At 38.0% G+C, this 19,158-nt stretch carries 22 protein-coding genes, 2 tRNA genes and 1 pseudogene; all 25 read left to right on the top strand.

From position 1 onward, the window contains the following. The first annotated feature begins 138 nt into the window (after positions 1 to 138). Positions 139 to 250: transfer RNA gene (locus tag LACDD01_RS06945), tRNA-Tyr, on the top strand. A gap of 215 nt (positions 251 to 465) precedes the next feature. Further along, positions 466 to 538: transfer RNA gene (locus tag LACDD01_RS06940), tRNA-Lys, on the top strand. A 105-nt stretch (positions 539 to 643) separates the two neighbouring features. Next, entirely contained in the window at positions 644 to 1,054 is a 411-nt protein-coding gene (locus tag LACDD01_RS06935) for a terminase small subunit (RefSeq protein ID WP_061413928.1), read from the top strand. Next, positions 1,047 to 2,438, top strand: coding sequence for a phage terminase large subunit (gene terL, locus LACDD01_RS06930; protein WP_061413926.1), 1,392 nt, complete (start codon positions 1,047 to 1,049; stop codon positions 2,436 to 2,438). The genes LACDD01_RS06935 and terL overlap by 8 nt, the downstream gene beginning before the upstream one ends. After that, positions 2,439 to 3,788, top strand: a complete 1,350-nt coding sequence (locus LACDD01_RS06925) for a phage portal protein (protein WP_197458035.1) — start codon at positions 2,439 to 2,441, stop codon at positions 3,786 to 3,788. Positions 3,789 to 3,791: 3 nt separating this feature from the next. Next, positions 3,792 to 4,832 (top strand): minor capsid protein, encoded by a 1,041-nt coding sequence (locus tag LACDD01_RS06920; RefSeq protein ID WP_061413924.1) that lies wholly within the window; start codon positions 3,792 to 3,794, stop codon positions 4,830 to 4,832. Positions 4,833 to 4,948: 116 nt separating this feature from the next. Next, positions 4,949 to 5,578, top strand: coding sequence for a capsid assembly scaffolding protein Gp46 family protein (locus LACDD01_RS06915; protein WP_061413922.1), 630 nt, complete (start codon positions 4,949 to 4,951; stop codon positions 5,576 to 5,578). A gap of 19 nt (positions 5,579 to 5,597) precedes the next feature. Beyond that, positions 5,598 to 6,464, top strand: coding sequence for a hypothetical protein (locus LACDD01_RS06910; protein WP_061413920.1), 867 nt, complete (start codon positions 5,598 to 5,600; stop codon positions 6,462 to 6,464). A gap of 21 nt (positions 6,465 to 6,485) precedes the next feature. After that, the gene (locus tag LACDD01_RS11575; protein WP_082779285.1) at positions 6,486 to 6,722 is read left to right on the top strand and encodes an Ig-like domain-containing protein; all 237 of its coding nucleotides are present in this window, start codon (positions 6,486 to 6,488) and stop codon (positions 6,720 to 6,722) included. A 9-nt stretch (positions 6,723 to 6,731) separates the two neighbouring features. Further along, positions 6,732 to 7,064 (top strand): phage head-tail connector protein, encoded by a 333-nt coding sequence (locus LACDD01_RS06905; protein ID WP_061413919.1) that lies wholly within the window; start codon positions 6,732 to 6,734, stop codon positions 7,062 to 7,064. Beyond that, positions 7,061 to 7,372: a hypothetical protein gene (locus LACDD01_RS06900; RefSeq protein ID WP_061413917.1), complete on the top strand. Its 312-nt coding sequence runs from the start codon at positions 7,061 to 7,063 to the stop codon at positions 7,370 to 7,372. The genes LACDD01_RS06905 and LACDD01_RS06900 overlap by 4 nt, the downstream gene beginning before the upstream one ends. Further along, on the top strand, positions 7,369 to 7,695 hold the full coding sequence (locus tag LACDD01_RS06895; protein ID WP_061413915.1) for an HK97-gp10 family putative phage morphogenesis protein: 327 nt from the start codon (positions 7,369 to 7,371) through the stop codon (positions 7,693 to 7,695). Before LACDD01_RS06900 ends, LACDD01_RS06895 begins: the two co-directional genes overlap by 4 nt. Further along, a pseudogene (locus tag LACDD01_RS06890) lies at positions 7,692 to 8,082 on the top strand (phage capsid protein). Before LACDD01_RS06895 ends, LACDD01_RS06890 begins: the two are co-directional and overlap by 4 nt. An 8-nt stretch (positions 8,083 to 8,090) precedes the next feature. Beyond that, the gene (locus LACDD01_RS06885) at positions 8,091 to 8,642 is read left to right on the top strand and encodes a phage major tail protein, TP901-1 family (RefSeq protein WP_061413913.1); all 552 of its coding nucleotides are present in this window, start codon (positions 8,091 to 8,093) and stop codon (positions 8,640 to 8,642) included. Positions 8,643 to 8,686: 44 nt separating this feature from the next. Further along, positions 8,687 to 9,037, top strand: a complete 351-nt coding sequence (locus LACDD01_RS06880) for a tail assembly chaperone (RefSeq protein WP_061413911.1) — start codon at positions 8,687 to 8,689, stop codon at positions 9,035 to 9,037. 125 nt (positions 9,038 to 9,162) lie between these two features. Beyond that, complete coding sequence (locus LACDD01_RS06875) at positions 9,163 to 9,399, top strand: hypothetical protein (RefSeq protein WP_061414164.1); 237 nt, start codon at positions 9,163 to 9,165, stop codon at positions 9,397 to 9,399. An 11-nt stretch (positions 9,400 to 9,410) separates the two neighbouring features. Continuing rightward, positions 9,411 to 12,068 carry a tape measure protein gene (locus LACDD01_RS06870; protein WP_061413909.1) on the top strand — a complete coding sequence of 886 codons (2,658 nt, stop codon included), beginning with the start codon at positions 9,411 to 9,413 and terminating at the stop codon, positions 12,066 to 12,068. A gap of 8 nt (positions 12,069 to 12,076) precedes the next feature. Next, a complete protein-coding gene (locus tag LACDD01_RS06865) occupies positions 12,077 to 12,838 on the top strand; it encodes a distal tail protein Dit (protein ID WP_061413907.1) in 762 nt (253 codons plus the stop codon). Further along, positions 12,838 to 15,672 carry a phage tail spike protein gene (locus LACDD01_RS06860; protein ID WP_061413905.1) on the top strand — a complete coding sequence of 945 codons (2,835 nt, stop codon included), beginning with the start codon at positions 12,838 to 12,840 and terminating at the stop codon, positions 15,670 to 15,672. Before LACDD01_RS06865 ends, LACDD01_RS06860 begins: the two co-directional genes overlap by 1 nt. A 15-nt stretch (positions 15,673 to 15,687) precedes the next feature. Further along, complete coding sequence (locus tag LACDD01_RS06855) at positions 15,688 to 16,566, top strand: BppU family phage baseplate upper protein (RefSeq protein ID WP_061413903.1); 879 nt, start codon at positions 15,688 to 15,690, stop codon at positions 16,564 to 16,566. A 15-nt stretch (positions 16,567 to 16,581) separates the two neighbouring features. After that, positions 16,582 to 16,986, top strand: a complete 405-nt coding sequence (locus LACDD01_RS06850) for a hypothetical protein (protein WP_061413901.1) — start codon at positions 16,582 to 16,584, stop codon at positions 16,984 to 16,986. 13 nt (positions 16,987 to 16,999) lie between these two features. Beyond that, entirely contained in the window at positions 17,000 to 17,230 is a 231-nt protein-coding gene (locus LACDD01_RS06845; RefSeq protein ID WP_061413900.1) for a hemolysin XhlA family protein, read from the top strand. Between the two features lie 3 nt (positions 17,231 to 17,233). Further along, on the top strand, positions 17,234 to 17,494 hold the full coding sequence (locus LACDD01_RS06840; RefSeq protein ID WP_061413898.1) for a phage holin: 261 nt from the start codon (positions 17,234 to 17,236) through the stop codon (positions 17,492 to 17,494). Continuing rightward, on the top strand, positions 17,491 to 18,558 hold the full coding sequence (locus LACDD01_RS06835; protein ID WP_061413896.1) for a LysM peptidoglycan-binding domain-containing protein: 1,068 nt from the start codon (positions 17,491 to 17,493) through the stop codon (positions 18,556 to 18,558). Before LACDD01_RS06840 ends, LACDD01_RS06835 begins: the two co-directional genes overlap by 4 nt. A 232-nt stretch (positions 18,559 to 18,790) precedes the next feature. Beyond that, complete coding sequence (gene comGC, locus LACDD01_RS06830; RefSeq protein ID WP_061414163.1) at positions 18,791 to 19,057, top strand: competence type IV pilus major pilin ComGC; 267 nt, start codon at positions 18,791 to 18,793, stop codon at positions 19,055 to 19,057. Positions 19,058 to 19,158 lie beyond the last annotated feature (101 nt).

Raw genomic sequence — 19,158 nt, 5'->3', positions numbered from 1 at the left:
AACGAAAACGGAGCGTTAACCTCGATTTTCGGTGCTATACTTGTATTATGAACAATTCGGCAGAACACAAAATTGTAAGTCTCGGTGAACAAAAAGTGCTGAAATTGTTAAACGTTGCTGGACGGTAAAACCAGTGGTTGGAATTTAGCTCAGTTGGTAGAGCCGAGGACGGTAAACCCTCGTGAAAATTCGGTTCGAGTCCGTAAACGTGAGGTCACGCTTAGCGCAGGTTCAAGTCCTGCAGTTCCAATTAGGTATGTATATCGCACATTCATGTTAAGTGTTTACTACGATATATTATGCCAAGTCCATAGTAAGGCAGTCACGACTTCAGTGATATTGTTTACAACATTGGGCGATTTTGTTGTCTATCTCGTCATAGACTTTTCTACATTTGTTTTATAGCTGATTATACTAGTTCAGTTAGAAGCAATACAAATTGTTAGTGCGGTAGGAACTAACGGAAACCGACATGGTCTAGGTGGTAAGACACTACACTTTTAATGTAGAGGCGTGAGTTCGAATCTCGCTGCGGTTATAGCAGGTACTTACAGGAAGTGCCTGACTCTAGAAAATACTTATAAACACTATCCTGTTAAAGCTGTCAGAAATGGCGGCTTTTTATATTGATGAAAGGAGACTTATGCCAATATTAGAAAATGCAAGGCACGAAAAATTTGTTCAAAGCCTGATTGCTGGCATGAGTCAACGTCAAGCTTATAGAGAAGCTTTTCCTGCCTCTAATCGATGGAAGGACAAGACGGTTGATAATCGAGCGAGTGAACTTTTCAGGGAGGTTTTGGGGAGGTATAAAGAACTTCAAGAAGAAGCTCAAGATGCTGCGATTATGACACGTAAAGAGCGAATGGTAGCTTTATCGGACATAGCACAAAACGCTGAAAAAGAAGCTGATATGATTAAAGCGATAGACACGCTTAATAAGATGGATGGTGACTATACTAGTAAGTTAGAGTTATCAGGGGAAGTAAAAACTAATCCTTTTGCTGAATTAAGTGTGGACGAGCTTAGAAAGTTGGCAAGTAGAGATGGATAAGATTGTGCTAGGGGCTAAAATTGAGCTGGCTAAGCGCTTTTTCTTTGACTATTGTAATTTGATTATGCCTAGCTTTTATAAGCGAGACAGGGCTTATTTGGTCTCTGTGTGTAATGAATTTCAATCCTTTTTAAATGATGATGAACACGATGTATTAGTTTTAAATATGCCACCACGTCACGGGAAGTCTCTTTCGCTTGGTCGATTTGTTGAATGGATTCTGGGGAATGATCATACAAAGAAAATCATGACTGGATCATATAACGAAACCTTATCCACAGTTTTTTCTAAAAATGTGCGTAACACTATTCAAGAAACTAAAGCAGATGTGAATAAGATTGTTTATTCAGATATATTTGATGCCAAAATAAAATTTGGTGATGGTGCAATGAACCTTTGGAGTTTGGAAGATGGTTATAATAACTATCTCGCAACTTCTCCAACAGGTACTGCGACAGGTTTTGGTGCTGATATTATTATCGTTGATGATGTTATCAAAAATGCTGAGGAGGCAAACAATGTAGCAGTCTTAGATAAGCACTGGGAATGGTTTGTTAACACCATGCTTTCACGCTTGGAATCAGGCGGTAAGATAATTATTAACATGACACGTTGGCATAGTGAAGACCTAGCAGGCCGAGCCTTAAGAGAGTTACCTCAAAATGGTTACAGAGTGAAGCACGTTAATCTTAAAGCCTATAACGAACAAACAAATGAAATGCTCTGTGATGATGTACTTACTTTGGAAGATTATAAACGTAAAGTAAAGACAATGGGCCCAGATATTGCGAGTGCCAACTACCAACAAGAACCAATTGATATTAAAGGGCGCTTGTATGGAGAGTTTAAAACTTATCAATCACGTTCAAATTACATTAAGATTTGGAATTACTGTGATACGGCGGACACTGGTAAAGACTATCTTTGCTCTATTGTATGGGGAGAAACCTCAGACGGCTTTGCGGATGTCCTAGATGTTGTTTACACACAAAAGCCAATGGAGTACACAGAAAAAGCAGTAGCTCAACAATTAATCACTCATAATGTAAATGTATCAAGGATCGAGCGTAACAATGGTGGTCGGTCTTTTGCTCGTTCAGTACGAGAAAAGATACAAGGAAATGTAGCTTGTGCAGTAGAGGACTTCTATCAAGGAAATAACAAAGAAGCCCGTATTTATTCAAACAGCTATTGGATTGAGCAGCACGTACGCTTTCCGAGTGACTGGCGTACACGTTTTCCAGAATACTATCAAGCTATGACAACTTACCAAAAAGAAGGTAAAAACAAACATGATGATGCACCAGATGCAACAACGGGTATTGCTGAATCCATGAATGGTAAGCAAAGAGCCAAATTAAAATCATTTCAAGGGGGATTATAGTTGGATATTAAACCAATTAAACTCATGACTTTTTCAAAAGATGGAGAAATTACTCCTGAGGTAGTGAAAAAGTTTATAGAAAAACACAAAGAAGAAATTGCACGCTATCAGTATCTAATAAACATGTATAAAGGCATTATGGATATCGCCACACAGGATCCTAAGGATAGTTGGAAACCGGATAATCGGTTAGCTGTGAATTTTCCAAAATATATTGTAGATACTTTTACAGGTTACTTTAATGGGATACCTGTTAAGAAATCGCATAAAGATTCTAAAGTATTAGAGAAGCTGCATTCATTTGATAATTTAAATGATATGGAAGATGAAGAATCAGAACTTGCTAAGATGGCATGTATTTATGGCCGAGCTTTTGAGTTAATTTATCAAGATGAAACTACACAAACAAACGTTATTTATAACACTCCTGAAAATATGTTTATGGTCTATGATGACTCAATCAAAGAAGAGCCTTTGTTTGCGGTGAGATATGGTGTTGATGATGAAGGTAAAATTCAAGGAGAAGTTTATACATTACTTGAGACGATTGAAATCAATGGGGAAGCTAGCGATTTAAGTTTTGGAGATAGAACTTACAATCCTTATCCAGAACTTCCTGTGGTTGAGTTTTATTTTAACGAAGAGAGAATGAGCATCTTTGAATCTGTAATACCATTGGTTAACGCTTTTAACAAAGCTATTAGTGAGAAAGCAAATGATGTAGACTATTTCAGTGATCAGTACCTAGCATTTCTCGGTGCTGAAGTTGAGGGAGAAGATTTAAAAAACATTCGAAGCAATCGAGTCATTAATTACTTTGCGCGAGATTCAGAGGGGAATAATAAGGTTGATGTTAAGTTTCTTGAAAAGCCTGATAGTGATGCTCAAACAGAAAATTTATTAGATCGATTAGAAAAATTGGTTTTCCTTACAAGTATGGTTGCTAATATTTCTGATGAATCTTTTGGCTCATCAAGCGGTGTTGCATTGGCTTATAAGCTACAAGCTATGAGTAACCTTGCTTTATCTTTCCAACGTAAATTTCAATCTTCACTCAACAAGCGTTATAGATTATTTTGTAGTCTAACAACTAACGAAGCCGGGAAAGACTCATGGAAAGATATTGAGTACTCCTTTACACGTAACGAGCCTAAGGATATCAAAGAACAAGCTGAGACAGCTACACTTCTCATGGGAGTGACAAGTGAAGAAACTGCTTTAAGTGTTTTATCTGTTGTTCCTGATGTTAAGACAGAAATAGAACGAATTAATAAAGAGAAAGCTGATAATCCAGCTTTTGATGTGGATAAAGCACAAGTTGATGATCCTAAAGACGAAGCAGAGGGGTAATCTATGGACAGTTCAGAATACTGGAACAAACGTGAGAAAGCTTGGCAGCTCAAGCAGATAGCTGATGATAGAAAACGCATGAAAGCAATCATGAATAAACTCTTTGAAGCCCAGGAAGCTATCCAGAAAGAAATCAATGCAAATTGGGCAGCCTTTGCAGGCTCTGAAGGGATATCTGTAGATGAAGCCATGAAACGTGCGGATAAAATGGATGTCAAAGCCTTTGCAAAAAAGGCAAAAAAGTTGGTTAAAGACAAGGATTTTTCACACGCTGCCAATCATGCTTTGAAACTTTATAACGTAACTATGCGGACGAGCCGTTTAGAACTCTTAAAAGCAAATATAGGTTTGGAATTAATAGATGTTTTTGACGAGTTAGAAAAGTATATGGGCACTCAGCTTTCAGAAGTCGCTTTAGCAGAATTTGAAAGACAAGCGGGAATACTTGGTTTAAGTGTTCCTAATGATGGCTATTCAAGTCTAATACAGGCTGTAATAGCGAGCGGATTTAAAGAAACTATAGCGAGTTTTTCTAGTAGCTTATGGCAGTATCAATATGAACTAAAAGCAGACTTGGAAAAATTGCTTATTCGTGGAGTTACACAAGGAAAGAATCCAAAAGCCCTGGCAAGTGAACTGCGTAAGTATATGACTGAAAAAGGTAGAGCAAACGCAACCTACAATGCACAGCGCCTGATGATTACGGAAACAACACGTGTTCAAACAGCAATTCAAAAACAAAGTTACGATGAGGCGGAGATAGAACAATATAAATTTATCGCAGAGCCTAACGCTTGTCGGATTTGTTCGCCTCTTCGTGACAAAATTTTTAATGTTAAAGATATGTTGCCCGGAGAAAATGCACCTAACATGCATCCTAACTGTAAATGTTCAACGGTTCCTTATGTTGATGAAGTTGCTTTTTGGGCTGATTTACGCAAGCGCGGGGCAATCAGTCAACGGGAATACGAAGAAGCCTTTGAAGACAAAGCGGAGCTTGACAGAGCAATTGAAGAAATAAGAACAAAACGTAAAAATAAATAGCATTTGTCATTGACGAGTGCTTTTCTTTTGTCCGTTTCCGATTGTAGTGGACGTTAAATAAAACACGAGTAAAATCAGACTCCCAAGTCTTTAAATGCGAGTAGGAGGAACCAGAAATGGAACAAAAAACACTTTTACCACTTGATTTACAACTTTTCGCTGATGATCCCCAAGGAGCGGCAGGGACGCCTGAAGCACAACCAAGCGGAGAACCAGAACCAGCTGGAGGCGATAATCCGAAAGATAATCCCGATCCAGGCAATGAAAAAGAACCAGTAGACCCAGAAAAAGTCATTGAAAAACTTCAAAAGCGTATTGGTAAAGAACAAGCTGATAAAAATGAAACAAAAACACAACTTGAGCAAGCCTTGGCACGAATTGAAGAATTGGAAAAAGGTGGCAAAAAGTCGATTAAAGAAAAATCTGACGAAGAAAAAGCCGCAGACATCCAAAAAGAAAAAGATGACGAAATTGCAGCATTAAAAGCACAAATCAAACTTTCTAATATTACTAGTGAAGCTGACGAAGTATTAAAAGAAAGCGGAATTGCTCTTAAATCTGAAGAACTTGCTTTATTGGTTGATGTTGATGAAGAAAAGACTTATAGCAATGTGAAAACATTCTTGGGCTTGCTTGAAAATCAACGTATTCAGTGGGAAAAAGAACGAAACACTGGAGTAACACCTAAAAAGGTGCCAGGACAACAAGAAGCAGATGCTTTTAAACAAGCAGTCGCAAAATATTAATAATTAGGAGAAAAAAATTATGGCAATTAAACTTTTTACAAAACAATTTACTGGTGTTCTGCCAGACCTTTTCGCAAAGAAAACAGCTTTCCTTCGAGCATTCGGTGGTGTGCTACAAGTCAAAGACGGGATCTCTCAAAGCGACACATTCCTTGAGTTGAAAACAAGTGATACAGATGTGGTTATTCAAGAATATTCAACTGATGAAAATACAGGATTTGGAACAGGAACAGGATCAACTTCACGTTTCGGAGAACGTAAAGAAGTTAAATCTGTAAACACTTCTGTGAAATATGAAAAACCATTGGCAATCAATGAAGGTATTGATGATTTCACAGTAAATGATATTAAAGACCAAGTTGTTGCAGATCGTTTGGCACTTCATGGTGTAGCATGGGCCCAACATGTTGATACATTGCTTGGAAAAGCTCTTTCAGAAAGCGCAAGTGAAAATCTTGAAGTTACGTTGGATGAAACTTCAGTAACTAAACTCTTTTCTGATGCCCACAAGAAATTTGTAAATAACAACGTATCGAATGCTGTTGCTTGGGTCGCCTATGTTAATGCGGATGTTTATGATCTACTTATTGATTCTAAACTTGCCACAACGGCTAAGAATTCAAGTGCAAACGTGGATGAACAAACCCTTTACAAATTTAAAGGTTTTATTCTTGTAGAGCTTCCAGACGAAAAATTCCAAACGGATGAAGTAGCATATTTTGCAGCAGATAATGTAGGTGTTGCGGGGGTAGGTATTCAAATTGCTCGTGCAATGGATTCAGAAGACTTTGCGGGTGTTGCGCTTCAAGCTGCGGCTAAGTACGGCAAACATTTACCAGAAAAGAATAAGAAAGCGATCCTTAAAGCAACAGTAAAAAAAGCGTAGCCCCTACGGGTGTAACGTTGAATAAAACAACGTTATCACCTTACAGTTGGGGCAAACGAAACGTTAACAGCAACAGTAACACCAGAAAATGCAGAAGATAAGTCGGTTCAATTTGCATCAAGTGATACATCGATTGCAACAGTAACACCAGTTCAAGGAAAAGTTACAGCAGTTGCAGAAGGAACAGCGACAATTACAGTTACAACAGCAAATGGGAAAACAGCAACTTGTGAAGTCACAGTAACTCCTGCGGGATAGGAGGTACATATGTCATTAACTGAGGATATAAAAAGCCTTCTTAGTGGAACACCAGAGGAACGTTTAGAAGTTATTGAAAAAAGAACTCGCGAACGGCTGCTTGTTATCATCGGCGCTAGTATAAAAGAAGTGCCCCCTGAGCTTGATTATATTGTCATGGACGTTGTTTTAAAACGATTCAATAGAATTGGTCAAGAGGGAATGCAGTCTTACTCACAAGAGGGACTAAGCATGACATTTGCAGAATCAGACTTTGATGAATATGCCAGCGAAATTGAAGCATGGCAAAAATCAAAAGAAGAGGAAAGCAATAAGAAAATTAGGAGGTTCAGACTCTATTGAGATACCTAAATAAAGTAGATTTTGTTAAGAAGTTGGCTGATGAAGGGTATGATCCTGTAAAGGGAGAGTATGTAGAAGGAGAACCGACTGTAACAACAACTTATGCAAATGTAACTGACATCGGTACAGAACGCAGCGCTAAAGTTTTTGGGGATATTAAACAAGGGGCAAAAGTCATGAGGACTATGCCCTTATTTGTTATTCCTGATTATGACTATATTTCATTTGATGGCAAGAAGTGGGGATTAACTACTTCTCGTAATCCTAGTGAGCGGAACACCTTTATCTTGCAGGAGGTAGATGAATGAAGGTGGTCGGATTTGACGAATTACAAAAGAAATTGCGTAAAAATGTGAATTTGGCAGATATTAAAAAGGTAGTTGCTCTTAATGGTTCGCAGCTTACGGAAAACTCTCAGAAACTTGCGCCAGTTGATACGGGTAATTTGAAGCGTAGTATCAGAATGCTTACAAAAGATAATGGTATGACATCACGTACTAAAGCACATGTAGATTATGCAGCTTATGTTGAGTATGGTACTCGTTTTCAAGGGAAACAACCTTATATGAAACCAGCTTATAGCAAGCAAAAAGTCAAGTTTCTAAAAGACTTAGAAAGGTTGATGAAATGAGTAAAACAAGAGAAAATGCTCTATTTGATGAATTAATGATTCGTCTTAAGTCTCTTGGCTACACAGTTTATGATTATAAGCAACTGGATGATGTTCCGTACCCGTTTTTTGAAATGGAAGATACGCAAACTATTTTTCAACCTAATAAGACGGATATTAAAGGTTCAGTGAATATAAGCTTGTCTGCCTGGGGGACTTTATAAGCAACGTCGACAAGTTTCAGATATGGCAAGTATTGCTTTTAACGAAGCTTTAGCAATAGACAACACAGAAGGCTATCATTGGTCTTTAAATGTGCAAGCAAGTGATATACAAATGCTTGATGATACAACAACAAATACACCGCTAAAAAGAGCGATGATCAACTTAGAATTTAAATTAAGATAGGAGAAAAAATGGCTGAATTAGTAGCTAAACAAGGTAAAAGTGTAATCCTTTTGTATCGTTTACTTAAAAACGCTACGAAAGAGGATGCGTGGAAACTTGCTTTCCAAACAGAACACACTTCTGAAAAAACACGAGATTTCAATTCAACTGCAACTAAAGATGGGCCTGTTGGGTCATTAGCTGCAGTTGAATATACTTTATCTGCAAATTCAATTGTGGCAACTGGCGACACCCACGTGGATGAAATGGACCAAGCATTTGATGATGGAGAATTATTTGAAGTTTGGGAAATTGATCGTGAAGAAAAAGGGGCCGGAGAAGATGCTGACAAATACAAAGCGAAATACCTTCGTGCAAATCTTACATCTTTCTCAACAAATCCAAACTCAGAAGATGCACTTGAGTTAAGCTTGGAATTTGGTGTAACAGGTACACCACAACGTGGTTATGCAACGCTAAGCGCAGAGCAGGAAGCAGTAGTGCAGTATGTGTTCCAAGATACTAAGAAAGTAGAAAGTGAACCAGATCCAACGTCTGTAGAAACAAAGAAAGCAAAATAAATTATAAGGGCGGGTAAAACCGCTCTTTTTTAAGGAGAAAAAACATGAATCTATTACAACTTGAAATCAACGGTAAAACATATGGTTTTAAATTTGGTGTGAAATTTGTCCGAGAGCTTGACAAAGCATTCCCAGTCGAGCGAGATGGTATGAATTTTGGGATGGCATTAGCTGTCAAGGTAATCCCTGAGTTACAAATTGCAAACGTTGCTACACTTTCGGAAGTGTTATACCTTGCGAACCGTACAGAAAGTCCCAAAATCTCACAAGGAGATTTGGATAATTTCGTGGACGAACACGAAGATATTGAAGAGCTCTTTGATTCTGTTATCAAAGAAATTTCTGAAAGTAATACGGGGAAGCTCGTGATCAAATCAATGAACCTTCAAGCGTAGATGATGAAACTCCTTTAAATTCTGAACAGTATTACCAAGAGTTGCAACTTAATGCTTTTCGATATTTAGGGATAAATAATTTCCTTGACTTTGAACGTTTAACAATCACTGAATACAATTTCTTGATGAAAGTTGAAGCTCTGAAGAAATTGGATAGAGAAGAAGAATCACATTTACAGGCATGGTTAAATTGGCAAGTTCAAGCCACTAAAACACAAGGTAAAAAAGAAGTCCCTGTCTTTCCTAGTTTTGGAAAATTCTTCGATAAACAAAAGGCAGAAGATAAGATACTTGGTAAGAAACGGGAAGAAGTCAAGAATGACGATAATCTTATTAGGCTTTTGAAGAAAGCTAATGAGTAGAAAGGAGACAAATGGAATCATATAGCGTAGAAGCGATATTGACAGCCACAGACCGCAATTTCTCACGAGCGATGAGAAATGCAAGCCAAGCAGCACAAAAAGCTGACAGTGCGATAGGGAAAGCCAGTGGCGGAACAAGTAAATTTAGCACTGAAGCCGACAAAGCAAGTAGAAGTTCTCAGACTATGAATGTTTCTGCTATGGGAATTCTTAAAGCTGTTGGTGCTTATAAAGTTGCTAGCGCAGCAGTAGGGCTTGTTAAAAATTCAGTAGGAAGTGCTATACAACGTGTTGATACTTTGAATAACTCTGCAAGAACCTTTGAGAATATGGGTTTTGGTAAAGGCGAAACTTCAAAAGCGATGGAAGCACTGAAGAAATCTATCCAAGGTTTGCCTACTCCTCTGGATGCTGCTGTTCGTGGTTTACAACTTTTGTCTGCAAGTACTGGTGATATCGGGAAGTCGCAACAAATTTTCGAAGCATTAAATAACGGTATTCTTGGATTTGGTGGTTCGGCTGAACAAGTGGACAACGCTGTAAGACAACTTTCGCAGTCATTCTCAAATGGAAAAGTAGATGCTGAAACATGGAACTCACTCATTGATGCTGGTATGGGGCCTGCTTTAAATGCTCTTGCTAAGACAATGAACATGACAACAGGCGAAATGAAAGAAGGACTTTCTAAAGGCACTGTTTCTGTTGAACAATTCCAAGATAGCTTGATTGAGCTTAATAAAAACGGTGGTGGTGGTCTTTCTTCTCTGCAAAAAATTGCACAAGATAGCACTAAAGGTATTTCTACAAGTATTGCAAACATGAAAACAGCCGTGAGTCGCGGGGTTGCAAATGTCGTGACTGGTATTGATAAAGCACTGGCCAAAACAGACTTGAAAAGTATCAGTAATGTGATCAACCAAGTTGGTAGCTCCATGGAAGCTGGTCTTAATAAACTTGTAGAAAAGATACCTGATGTAATAAATTTCATCACACAACTTGTTGGGATAATAAAAACACTTGCACCAGTAATTGTACCTGTTGTAGCAGGTTTTACTACTCTTACAGGAATTTTAAAGGCCATGCAAATAGTAAAAACTGTTACGGGTGCAATTACAGCATTTAACGCAGTGTTGATGGCTAATCCGATAGTTCTAGTAATTTCTGCAATTGCTGCCCTTGTAGCAGGTTTTATATATTTATGGAATACCAGTGAAGGTTTCCGTAATTTTTGGATTGGACTTTGGGATTCAATAACTGAAGCTGTATCTAAAGCAGTAGATTGGATAAAAAAAGCATGGGATAACACGGTTAAGTGGTTCAGTGACACTTGGCAGAGCATCAAAGATGGTGCTAATGGTCTTTGGGATGGGATAACAGGAACTGTCCAAGGTGCTGTAGATAGTGTGAAGAATGCTTGGAATAGTATTACAGAGTTCTTTTCGAATTTATGGAATGGCGTGACGACTACCTCTACTAATACTTGGGGTACTATTGTATCAAGTGTCACAGGAGCTTGGGAACAAGTAAAAGCAGTCTTTGCAGGCTTTATAGAGTTCTTAAATCCTATTTTCCAACCAATGATAGAATTCTTTAGCGGGTTATGGGAACAAGTGAAAACAATATTTACCGCAGCTTGGGAAGTTATAAAGACTATTGTAATGGGCCCGGTCTTGCTTATTATTGATTTAATAACCGGCAACTTCAATCAATTTAAAGAAGATTTTGCTATGTTATGGCAAACACTAGCAACAGCGATTCAAACAATAGTCCAAACTTTTGTGAATATCGTAGTTGGATTTTACAAGTCATTTTTCCAAACTGTAGTTAATATATGGAATGCTATTGTAGATGGTGTAAAAAGCTTATGGAGTAGTTTTGCTACATGGGTTGTAGCTACTACAAAAGCCATTGTTGATGGAATTGTAAATGGATGGAATTCTTTCAAACAAGGAACAATAGATCTATGGAACGCAACAGTTCAATGGATAAAAGATACGTGGAACAATTTCAAACAATGGATTAAAACAACTACTGATAACTTAGTGAATGGAGTTAAACAAGGCTGGGGAAACCTCAAACAAGGTACAGTCGATATTTTTAATGGCTTAGTGAATGGAGCCAAACAAGCTTGGCAAAACTTAAAAGATAGTGTAGATAATGTTGTTCAAAGTGTTCGAGATATTTTTGATACTTTAAGAAACATTGACCTTCTTGATATTGGTAGAGCCATCATTGATGGTTTTGTTAAAGGTTTGAAGTCAGCTTGGGAAGCTGGTATGGAATTTATTAGCGGCATTGGGGATTGGATCCGTGAACATAAAGGACCGATTCGAGTCGATAGGAAACTTCTTATCCCAGCAGGTAATGCAATTATGGGTGGTCTTAATAAAGGTCTCAATAATAGCTTTAAGACAGTTCAAAATAGCGTGCTTGGTATGAATGATTTCTTGGCCAATGCAATAAATGCTGGTGGTTCTGTAAATATCGGTGCAAACATTCGAAATGCTAACAATTCTATAGGGGGCACAATTGCTCATGAAGTGAATTTAAACAAAGGTAAGCAGCCTGCGCAAATTAATATAAGACTTGGTAAACAACAGTTCAAAGCTTTTGTGGAGGATATTTCACAAGCACAAGGCTGGGAAACGGCCACAAATAATCTATACTAGGAGGAAAAATGTATAAATTTAGAGATACACCCAAAAGGAAACATCAATCTGAACATATCTTTATTCCAACTAGTGCCATGATTTATAAAGGAACATTTATAGAACGTCTTATTGAAGGTTATCAGACACTTTCAGTTGAAGGCAGAGAAATGTATTCCTTAAATCATGAAATGCAAGAACTACAGTATGGAGGTATTATCACAAACACAAAACTTCCAGCTCGTGTTCTGACCATCAAATATAAACTAGAGGACAAAGACTCGGAAAGCTTACAAAATAAGTTTGATGAGTTGATGGCTTTTTTATTTTCTGGAGAAGATGTGCTGATACAGTTCAATGATGATTTAGAGTATTTCTTCAAAGGACGTTACCAAGCTGCAGAACAAGTACCAGGCGATACAAATTCAATTATTTCTACCTTTACAGTAATCTGTGGTGATCCATATAAGTATGGCAAGGAACAAGTTTCTACAGGAAAAATTCTTGGAAATCTTCCTTATCCCGTAAAGCCTGAAAGCATGAAAGTTATCATGAACACAGGTTTTTTGGATATTACAGATGGTAAGTATCATCTGAAAGCTTCTAATATTAAAAAGGGAGATGTTCTCTTCTTTGATTTCAAAACAGGGGATATTTGGGTTAATGGAAAGTTAGCTTCTGATATTTTAAACCTAGATTCTGACTTCAAAAATATTCGTTTAAGAACAGGTTCAAACTTTTCAGATGGAAATTATGACATAGAAATAAAGTATAGAAAGGCGGTGCTGTAGTGGCAAACGTTCTTTTTTTGGATAAATTTCAAAAAGTAATGAAGAGTTTTGATTCTGCAGAACTTTCGGAATGTATTCAAACAAGGGAAATTACAACAAATGCTTCTGAGTTAATGAACGATAGTCTTTCTCTATCTTTAGCTTATGAAGCGTTATTAGAAGAAGCAAGTTATATTGCTTTGAATGACTCAGGAGAAAAGCAATTCACGCTTTATCGTATTTTGAAAAGTAGTGATGAAGAAAATATTTTGAGCTTTGAAAATATCAATTTTGCGGTTGATGAATTAGATAACTTTATTATTAAGGATATCCGTCCAAATAATAAAGCACTGTCTCAAGTTATTAATCAGCTCCTTAATGACTCTGGCTGTGATTGGAAACTTGGTGTGTGTGAAGTAAATAAAAATATTACAAGTAATTTTTATTATTCTTCAATGCGTGAAGCCCTAAAAGCGCTCCAAGAATTTGGTTGTGAATTTACTTTTGCAGTAGAAATAACTGGAAATACGATCACAAGGAAAGTTATCAATTGTTATAACAAAATTGGTAAAGTCACAAACAAACGTTTTGAGTATGGCGAAGATGTTTTAAAAATTGTCCGTGAAAAAGACAGAACAAATATTGTGACTGCAATCATTGGACGTGGGAAAGGCGAAGAAGTAGGGGATGGATATGGCCGCAGATTAGAGTTTACAAATATCGAGTGGAAGAAATCAAACGGCAAACCACTTGATAAACCAAAAGGACAAAACTATCTGGAATATCCTGCAATGACTGCAGAGTATGGTATTCCTTCAAATGGGAAAATGTTACCACGGAAAACCGTGGTTGTTTTTGAAGATATTGAAGATGCGAATGAGCTGCTACAAAAGACATATGAAACTCTTGAATATTATAGCCGTCCTTTGGTGCAGTTTAGTACAGAAGTTTTAGGCGCAGATGCTATTGGTAATACTGTGACGATTCACAGAGGAGACCGAGGGTATCACTATCAAACCAGAGTATTTAAAGTTGTCACGAATTATGTGACTGGCCAAGTACAAGCAGGACTTGGAGATAACTTGAACGGGACTTCTATAAATAGGCAAGTTTCAAATGTGCAGAATAATATCTCTGATTTAAACCAAAATAAAATGGGCTTCTATGAGTCCACTGAAATCGGGAAGTACCAAGACGATATTATGCGAGGAGCTGGTAAGAACGGTGGCTCTGTTCGTTGGGTAAATGGTATTGAGGCTGGAGTAAGCAACTCTCGTGAAATTTATGAAGCTATTTTTATGGATGGGAAAAACATTGAGAATTCAAAAGATTTTCTTGTCCAAAATAATGCTGGGATTGTATTTAAACATTGTAAAAAAGGACAATGGAAAACGGTTCAAGACGTTCACAATGGAGCAGGTAAGACAGCGTGGACCATGGATGGTGTATTTAATGCAGACTTTATCAAAGCAGGTACGTTAGAGGGTGTCAAATTAAGATCTGTAAATAACAAATTTATCGTTGAAATATCTGACGGAAAGGTCAGATTCCTTAAAAACTTGGGGAATGGAAAAGAGGAAGAAATGATTGCCTTTGCCCCGGTTTTCAATGTGGATACGAATGAGCTTAAAGGTGTGAGTTTAATTCAGAATCCAGGTTTTAAATTCTCTATCGCTTCAAATACTTCAAGTGGCATTTCTTATGATGTTTTGAGAGTTCCAGAAGACAGTATTGGAAAGGACCGCAAATTAGATTTATTTGGAGATATTAATATCACGGGTAGATTATTACTTAATGGCCAAGAAGTTGTCGCAGGCGGTGGCTCCGGTGGAGGTGAAGGGGAGTTTCCGTCAGAAATTGTTACAGACCAAGAAAAGAATGCTTGGATTGTTTGGCAGTTCTTGAAATCGAAAGGCTATACTGAACAAGCTGCCGCAGGTATTCTTGGGAATATGGACCAAGAATCTGGTGTGATGCCAGATACTGAACAAATAGGTGGCCCTGCTTATGGTTTGGTACAGTGGGACGGCTCAGCCTATCCTCTGGTTCCACCGGCAACATGGAACGGACGTGAATATGTTCAAAACTTGATGCGTGCCGCAGGAATTTCTGGAGACTACAAAATTGCTAAAACACAATCACAGCTCTTAGAGTGGTGTATGTTTAATGGGCAATATATCCCAACAAGTAGCTATCCTTATTCTGTTGCTCAGTTTAAAGGATTAACAGATATTGCCACAGCTACAACAGCTTTTGAAGCGAACTTTGAACGCCCTGCAGCGACTCATCCAGAACGTGTTCAGCTTGCGATTAAATGGTATAACAAACTTCATGGCTTGAAACCACCAACCCCAAGCGGAAATTTGAAAGAGCAGTTGGATAAATTCTACAACACCTATAAAGAACGTTACGTTCAGAATGGGCAGTGCGTAGGATTGACAACGGCATGGATGGCCACACTAACCGCAAATAAATACGGTATGACACCGTGGAATTCTCAAGCTTATAATCCAGATGGTTCTTCAACTTCTGGAAATCCACGCTGGAATTATGAAATTAATATTGGAGACGGAATTTCGGCTGCCACAATCGGTACATTCGCACCGCCTCCAGGTTGGACAAAAATTATCCCTCAGAGTGCAGAAGACTGCAAAGCGGGGGATATTTTTTATGTCGGAACAGACAGTGGAATATCTACAGGACATACTGGAATCGTCTTTGAAGATGGGAAAAATGGAAGAGTTCCTACACTTGATCAGAACTTTCTTAATTCTCCTGTGAGATGGTTTGATGGTGGTCCAAGTAGTTCATGGGGGCTTTATAATTGGTTCTGTATTTGGAGAAAGAACACTTAAGGAAAGGAGAAACAATTGAAAAAATGGAATGTCACACTTTCCACAACGGAGCCCTATAACTATGTAGGGATCATTAATGTCCGTCAAGGGAATATCAATAGTGAAGTGATGGAAGCACAAATTGTGCAGAATGGTTTACCATTGGATCTCACAGACTGTACGGCAACTTTCCAAGCATTTCTAGGTGGAGAACATGTTGTGGAGCGTTCTTGTAAAATTATTGATTACAAGAAAGGAATTGTGCAATATACTTTTGATGAATATACTATGCAATCTCTACATAGACAGAAAGCAAATATTGCTTTTTACAAAGGGGAGGAAGAGATTGTGACCACTCAAGATTTTACTTATTTTGTCATTCATGCTGTATCCAAAACTCCGGGGGAGATGGGCTCTTATTGGCAAACTGCAGAGGACTTGATCAATGACATGAAAGACTACCTCAACGCAGGAAAAGGAGATTTTGAGGATTGGTTTAATTCAATAAAAGATATTTTAGAGTCTATTGATCCAGGTGGAGTTTTACTCGGTAAAGTTGTTGCTTTTGAAAAGCTCATTAGTGAAAGGGTGCCAAACGGTGCATGGTTCTTCATTGAGCATGATTCAGAGTATCAACCAGAAGTTAAGGTTACTTCTTATAAAAACGCAATCGGCACTGAAGAAGGTGGACTTGATACAGGCCCTTCTTTTGGTGGAGAAACTATTTCAGTTGTCCCTACATTTATTGGTTATGATCGAATGAAAATTAAAATTGATATTCCGAGTTCATTTGCTTTAGCAGGGGAAGTTGTTATTGAGGGGAATACTTTACTTATCATTGATGGTGAGAATGTCCTTAATTTTACTCTGGAAGGAGCAACTATCACTAATGGTGGAGTAACAAATAAAATATAAAGAAGAGGAGCAAAAATGGCAGAACTTAAGAAAATATATCGAGGGATGCAAAATGGTGCAGAGACGATCAATGAAAATTTTGAAGCTTTGACAAGTGATACAGGGTGGAAAGATATAGAAGTGATGAATGGTTTTAAGTCAGGAACCTTCCCTTTACAGTATCGTGTTTTGAATGGCCGCCTTTACTTAAGGGGGCGAATAATTACAGTTACTACTACTTCAGGAACAGGAGTTCAGTTTGGGAAAATACCTGTTAATATTAGTCAGCAACACGAATGGTATAGCGGTATAATTTCGACAGCTACACAGGTACGTATGACTCTATCAACTAATGGTGCACTAACTTTAACGCCTGTAGGAGGAGATATGGGGAATGGTTTTCAAGTGTCAGGAATAGATACACATTGTCTTGTTGATTAGAAAGGAAAAAAATTTGGAAGAAAAAGCATGGCAAGAGGTCCTTGAACGCTTGGCCAGAATTGAAACTAAACTTGACAATTATGAATTGTTGAGAGAAAAAGCGGATAAAGCTTACTCAATGGCTTTGCATAATGAAGAGGCAATCAAAGAAATTAAATCAAATAACAAATGGGCTTGGGGCTATATGATTGCTCTAGGTCTTGGAGTAGTAAGTTATTTTTTAACAAAAGGAATCGGAGGATAACCTGTGAATAAAATTAATTGGGAAGTACGGATTAAAAGTAAAACGTTTTGGCTGGCAGCTGTGCCGGCTTTTCTTTTACTCGCACAAACTATTGGAGCCCCATTTGGTTATAAATGGGATTTTGTAGTATTGAACCAACAACTGGCAGCAATTATCAATGCTGCTTTTGGTTTGTTGGCAATTATTGGTGTTGTGGTTGATCCCACAACTGCGGGAATTAAAGACAGTCAACGTGTAATGGAAAAATTGGAGGACAACAAATGAAAAAAATTATTAAAGCCACGACAATTGCAATTCTAGCACTGACAAGTTTCGGTGCAACAAGTCAAGCGTTCGCAGCAGTAGGCGACCAAGGAGTGGACTGGTCAAAATATAACGGCTATCAAGGAAACTTTGGTTATGCCAGTGATGAATTCTCTATTGCACAAATTGGGGGAACCTATGGCGGGTATTACGTGGACCAGTTGACTTATAATAGTCAAGTTCAAAATACTCTGGCACAAGGGAAACGTGCGCACACTTATATTTGGTATCAAGTGGGCGGCTCCATTGAACTTTCAAAAGGCGTGCTTGATCGATACTTGCCACAAATTGCTACACCTAAAGGCTCTATTGTCGCTCTTGATTATGAGAGTGGTGCGAGTGGAAGTAAGCAGGCGAACACAGATGCTATTCTTTACGGAATGCGACGTGTGAAAGAAGCAGGATATACACCGATGTATTACAGCTACAAGCCTTACACAATCGCAAATGTGGACTACAAACGCATTATTAAAGAGTTTCCAGGATCACTTTGGATTGCGGAATATCCAAACTATGAAGTAACTCCAACACCAAACTGGAATTACTTCCCAAGTATGGATGATATTGGTATTTTCCAATTTACCTCAACTTATGTTGCAGGTGGATTAGACGGTAATATTGACCTTACAGGTATCACGGATAATGGATATGATGGAAAAGTACCTGATCCAACGCCAACACCAAATCCAACTCCAGAACCTACTCCAACCCCAAATCCAAGCAAGAAAACTTATATTGTACAATATGGCGACACATTGAGCAGTATTGCTTACAATTGGGGTACAAGCTGGCAAGAATTGGCACGTCAGAATGCTTTGAGTAATCCTAACCTTATTTATGCAGGACAAGCAATCAGCTACTCAGGTGGCTCAAATGCGGTGACAGGTGGAACTTATACTGTACAATACGGAGATAATCTCTCAGTTATTGCACAACGTTTAGGAACAACTGTGCAGCATCTTGTTTCAAGTAATGGAATTCAAAATCCTAACTTGATTTATGCAGGTCAAACACTAAATTATTAATATAAAAAAACGCTCGGTCCATTGGCCGGGCTTTTTTGTTTTCTTGATAAAATATAAAGTGTGTTATGTTATAATGTACAAGTCTGTTCTTATAGGTAATCCCCTACTTCGGTGGGGGATTTTTTGATATAATAAAAACACAATTCAATTTACTCCTCCATATTATGGGGGAGTTTTTTATTTATATAGAAGAAAGTAACTAAAATAAAGAATTTTACTATCTTTGATTGAAATGCTTGTCGTCTTACTTATTATCAGTGTGTTACTTTTATTGTTTGTCCCAAATTTGGCTAAAGAAAAGAAGAATATCCAAAATACGGGTCAAACAGCGGTTGTTAAGGTTGTCGAAGGTCAAGCCGAACTTTATCAACTTGATAAACAGGATAGTCCTAACTTAGGGAAGCTTGTCTCCGACGGTTTAATTACGCAAAAACAAGCCGATAGCTACAATGATTATTATACCAAGAACCCTAATGCAAAACGTAATGTACCGAATTAAAGCTTTGACCTTACTAGAGAGTTTACTAGTCCTTTTCCTTTGCTCTTCTGTTATTTTTCTCTTTTCAGGTTCGGTCAAACAAAGTGTCAGGATAGCACGGA

It is taken from the genome of Lactococcus sp. DD01 (genome assembly GCF_001578715.1).
In the GTDB taxonomy this organism is placed as follows: domain Bacteria; phylum Bacillota; class Bacilli; order Lactobacillales; family Streptococcaceae; genus Lactococcus; species Lactococcus petauri.
The sequence above is the reverse complement of the archived record's forward strand: the minus strand, read 5'-3'. Positions and strand labels throughout refer to the sequence as shown.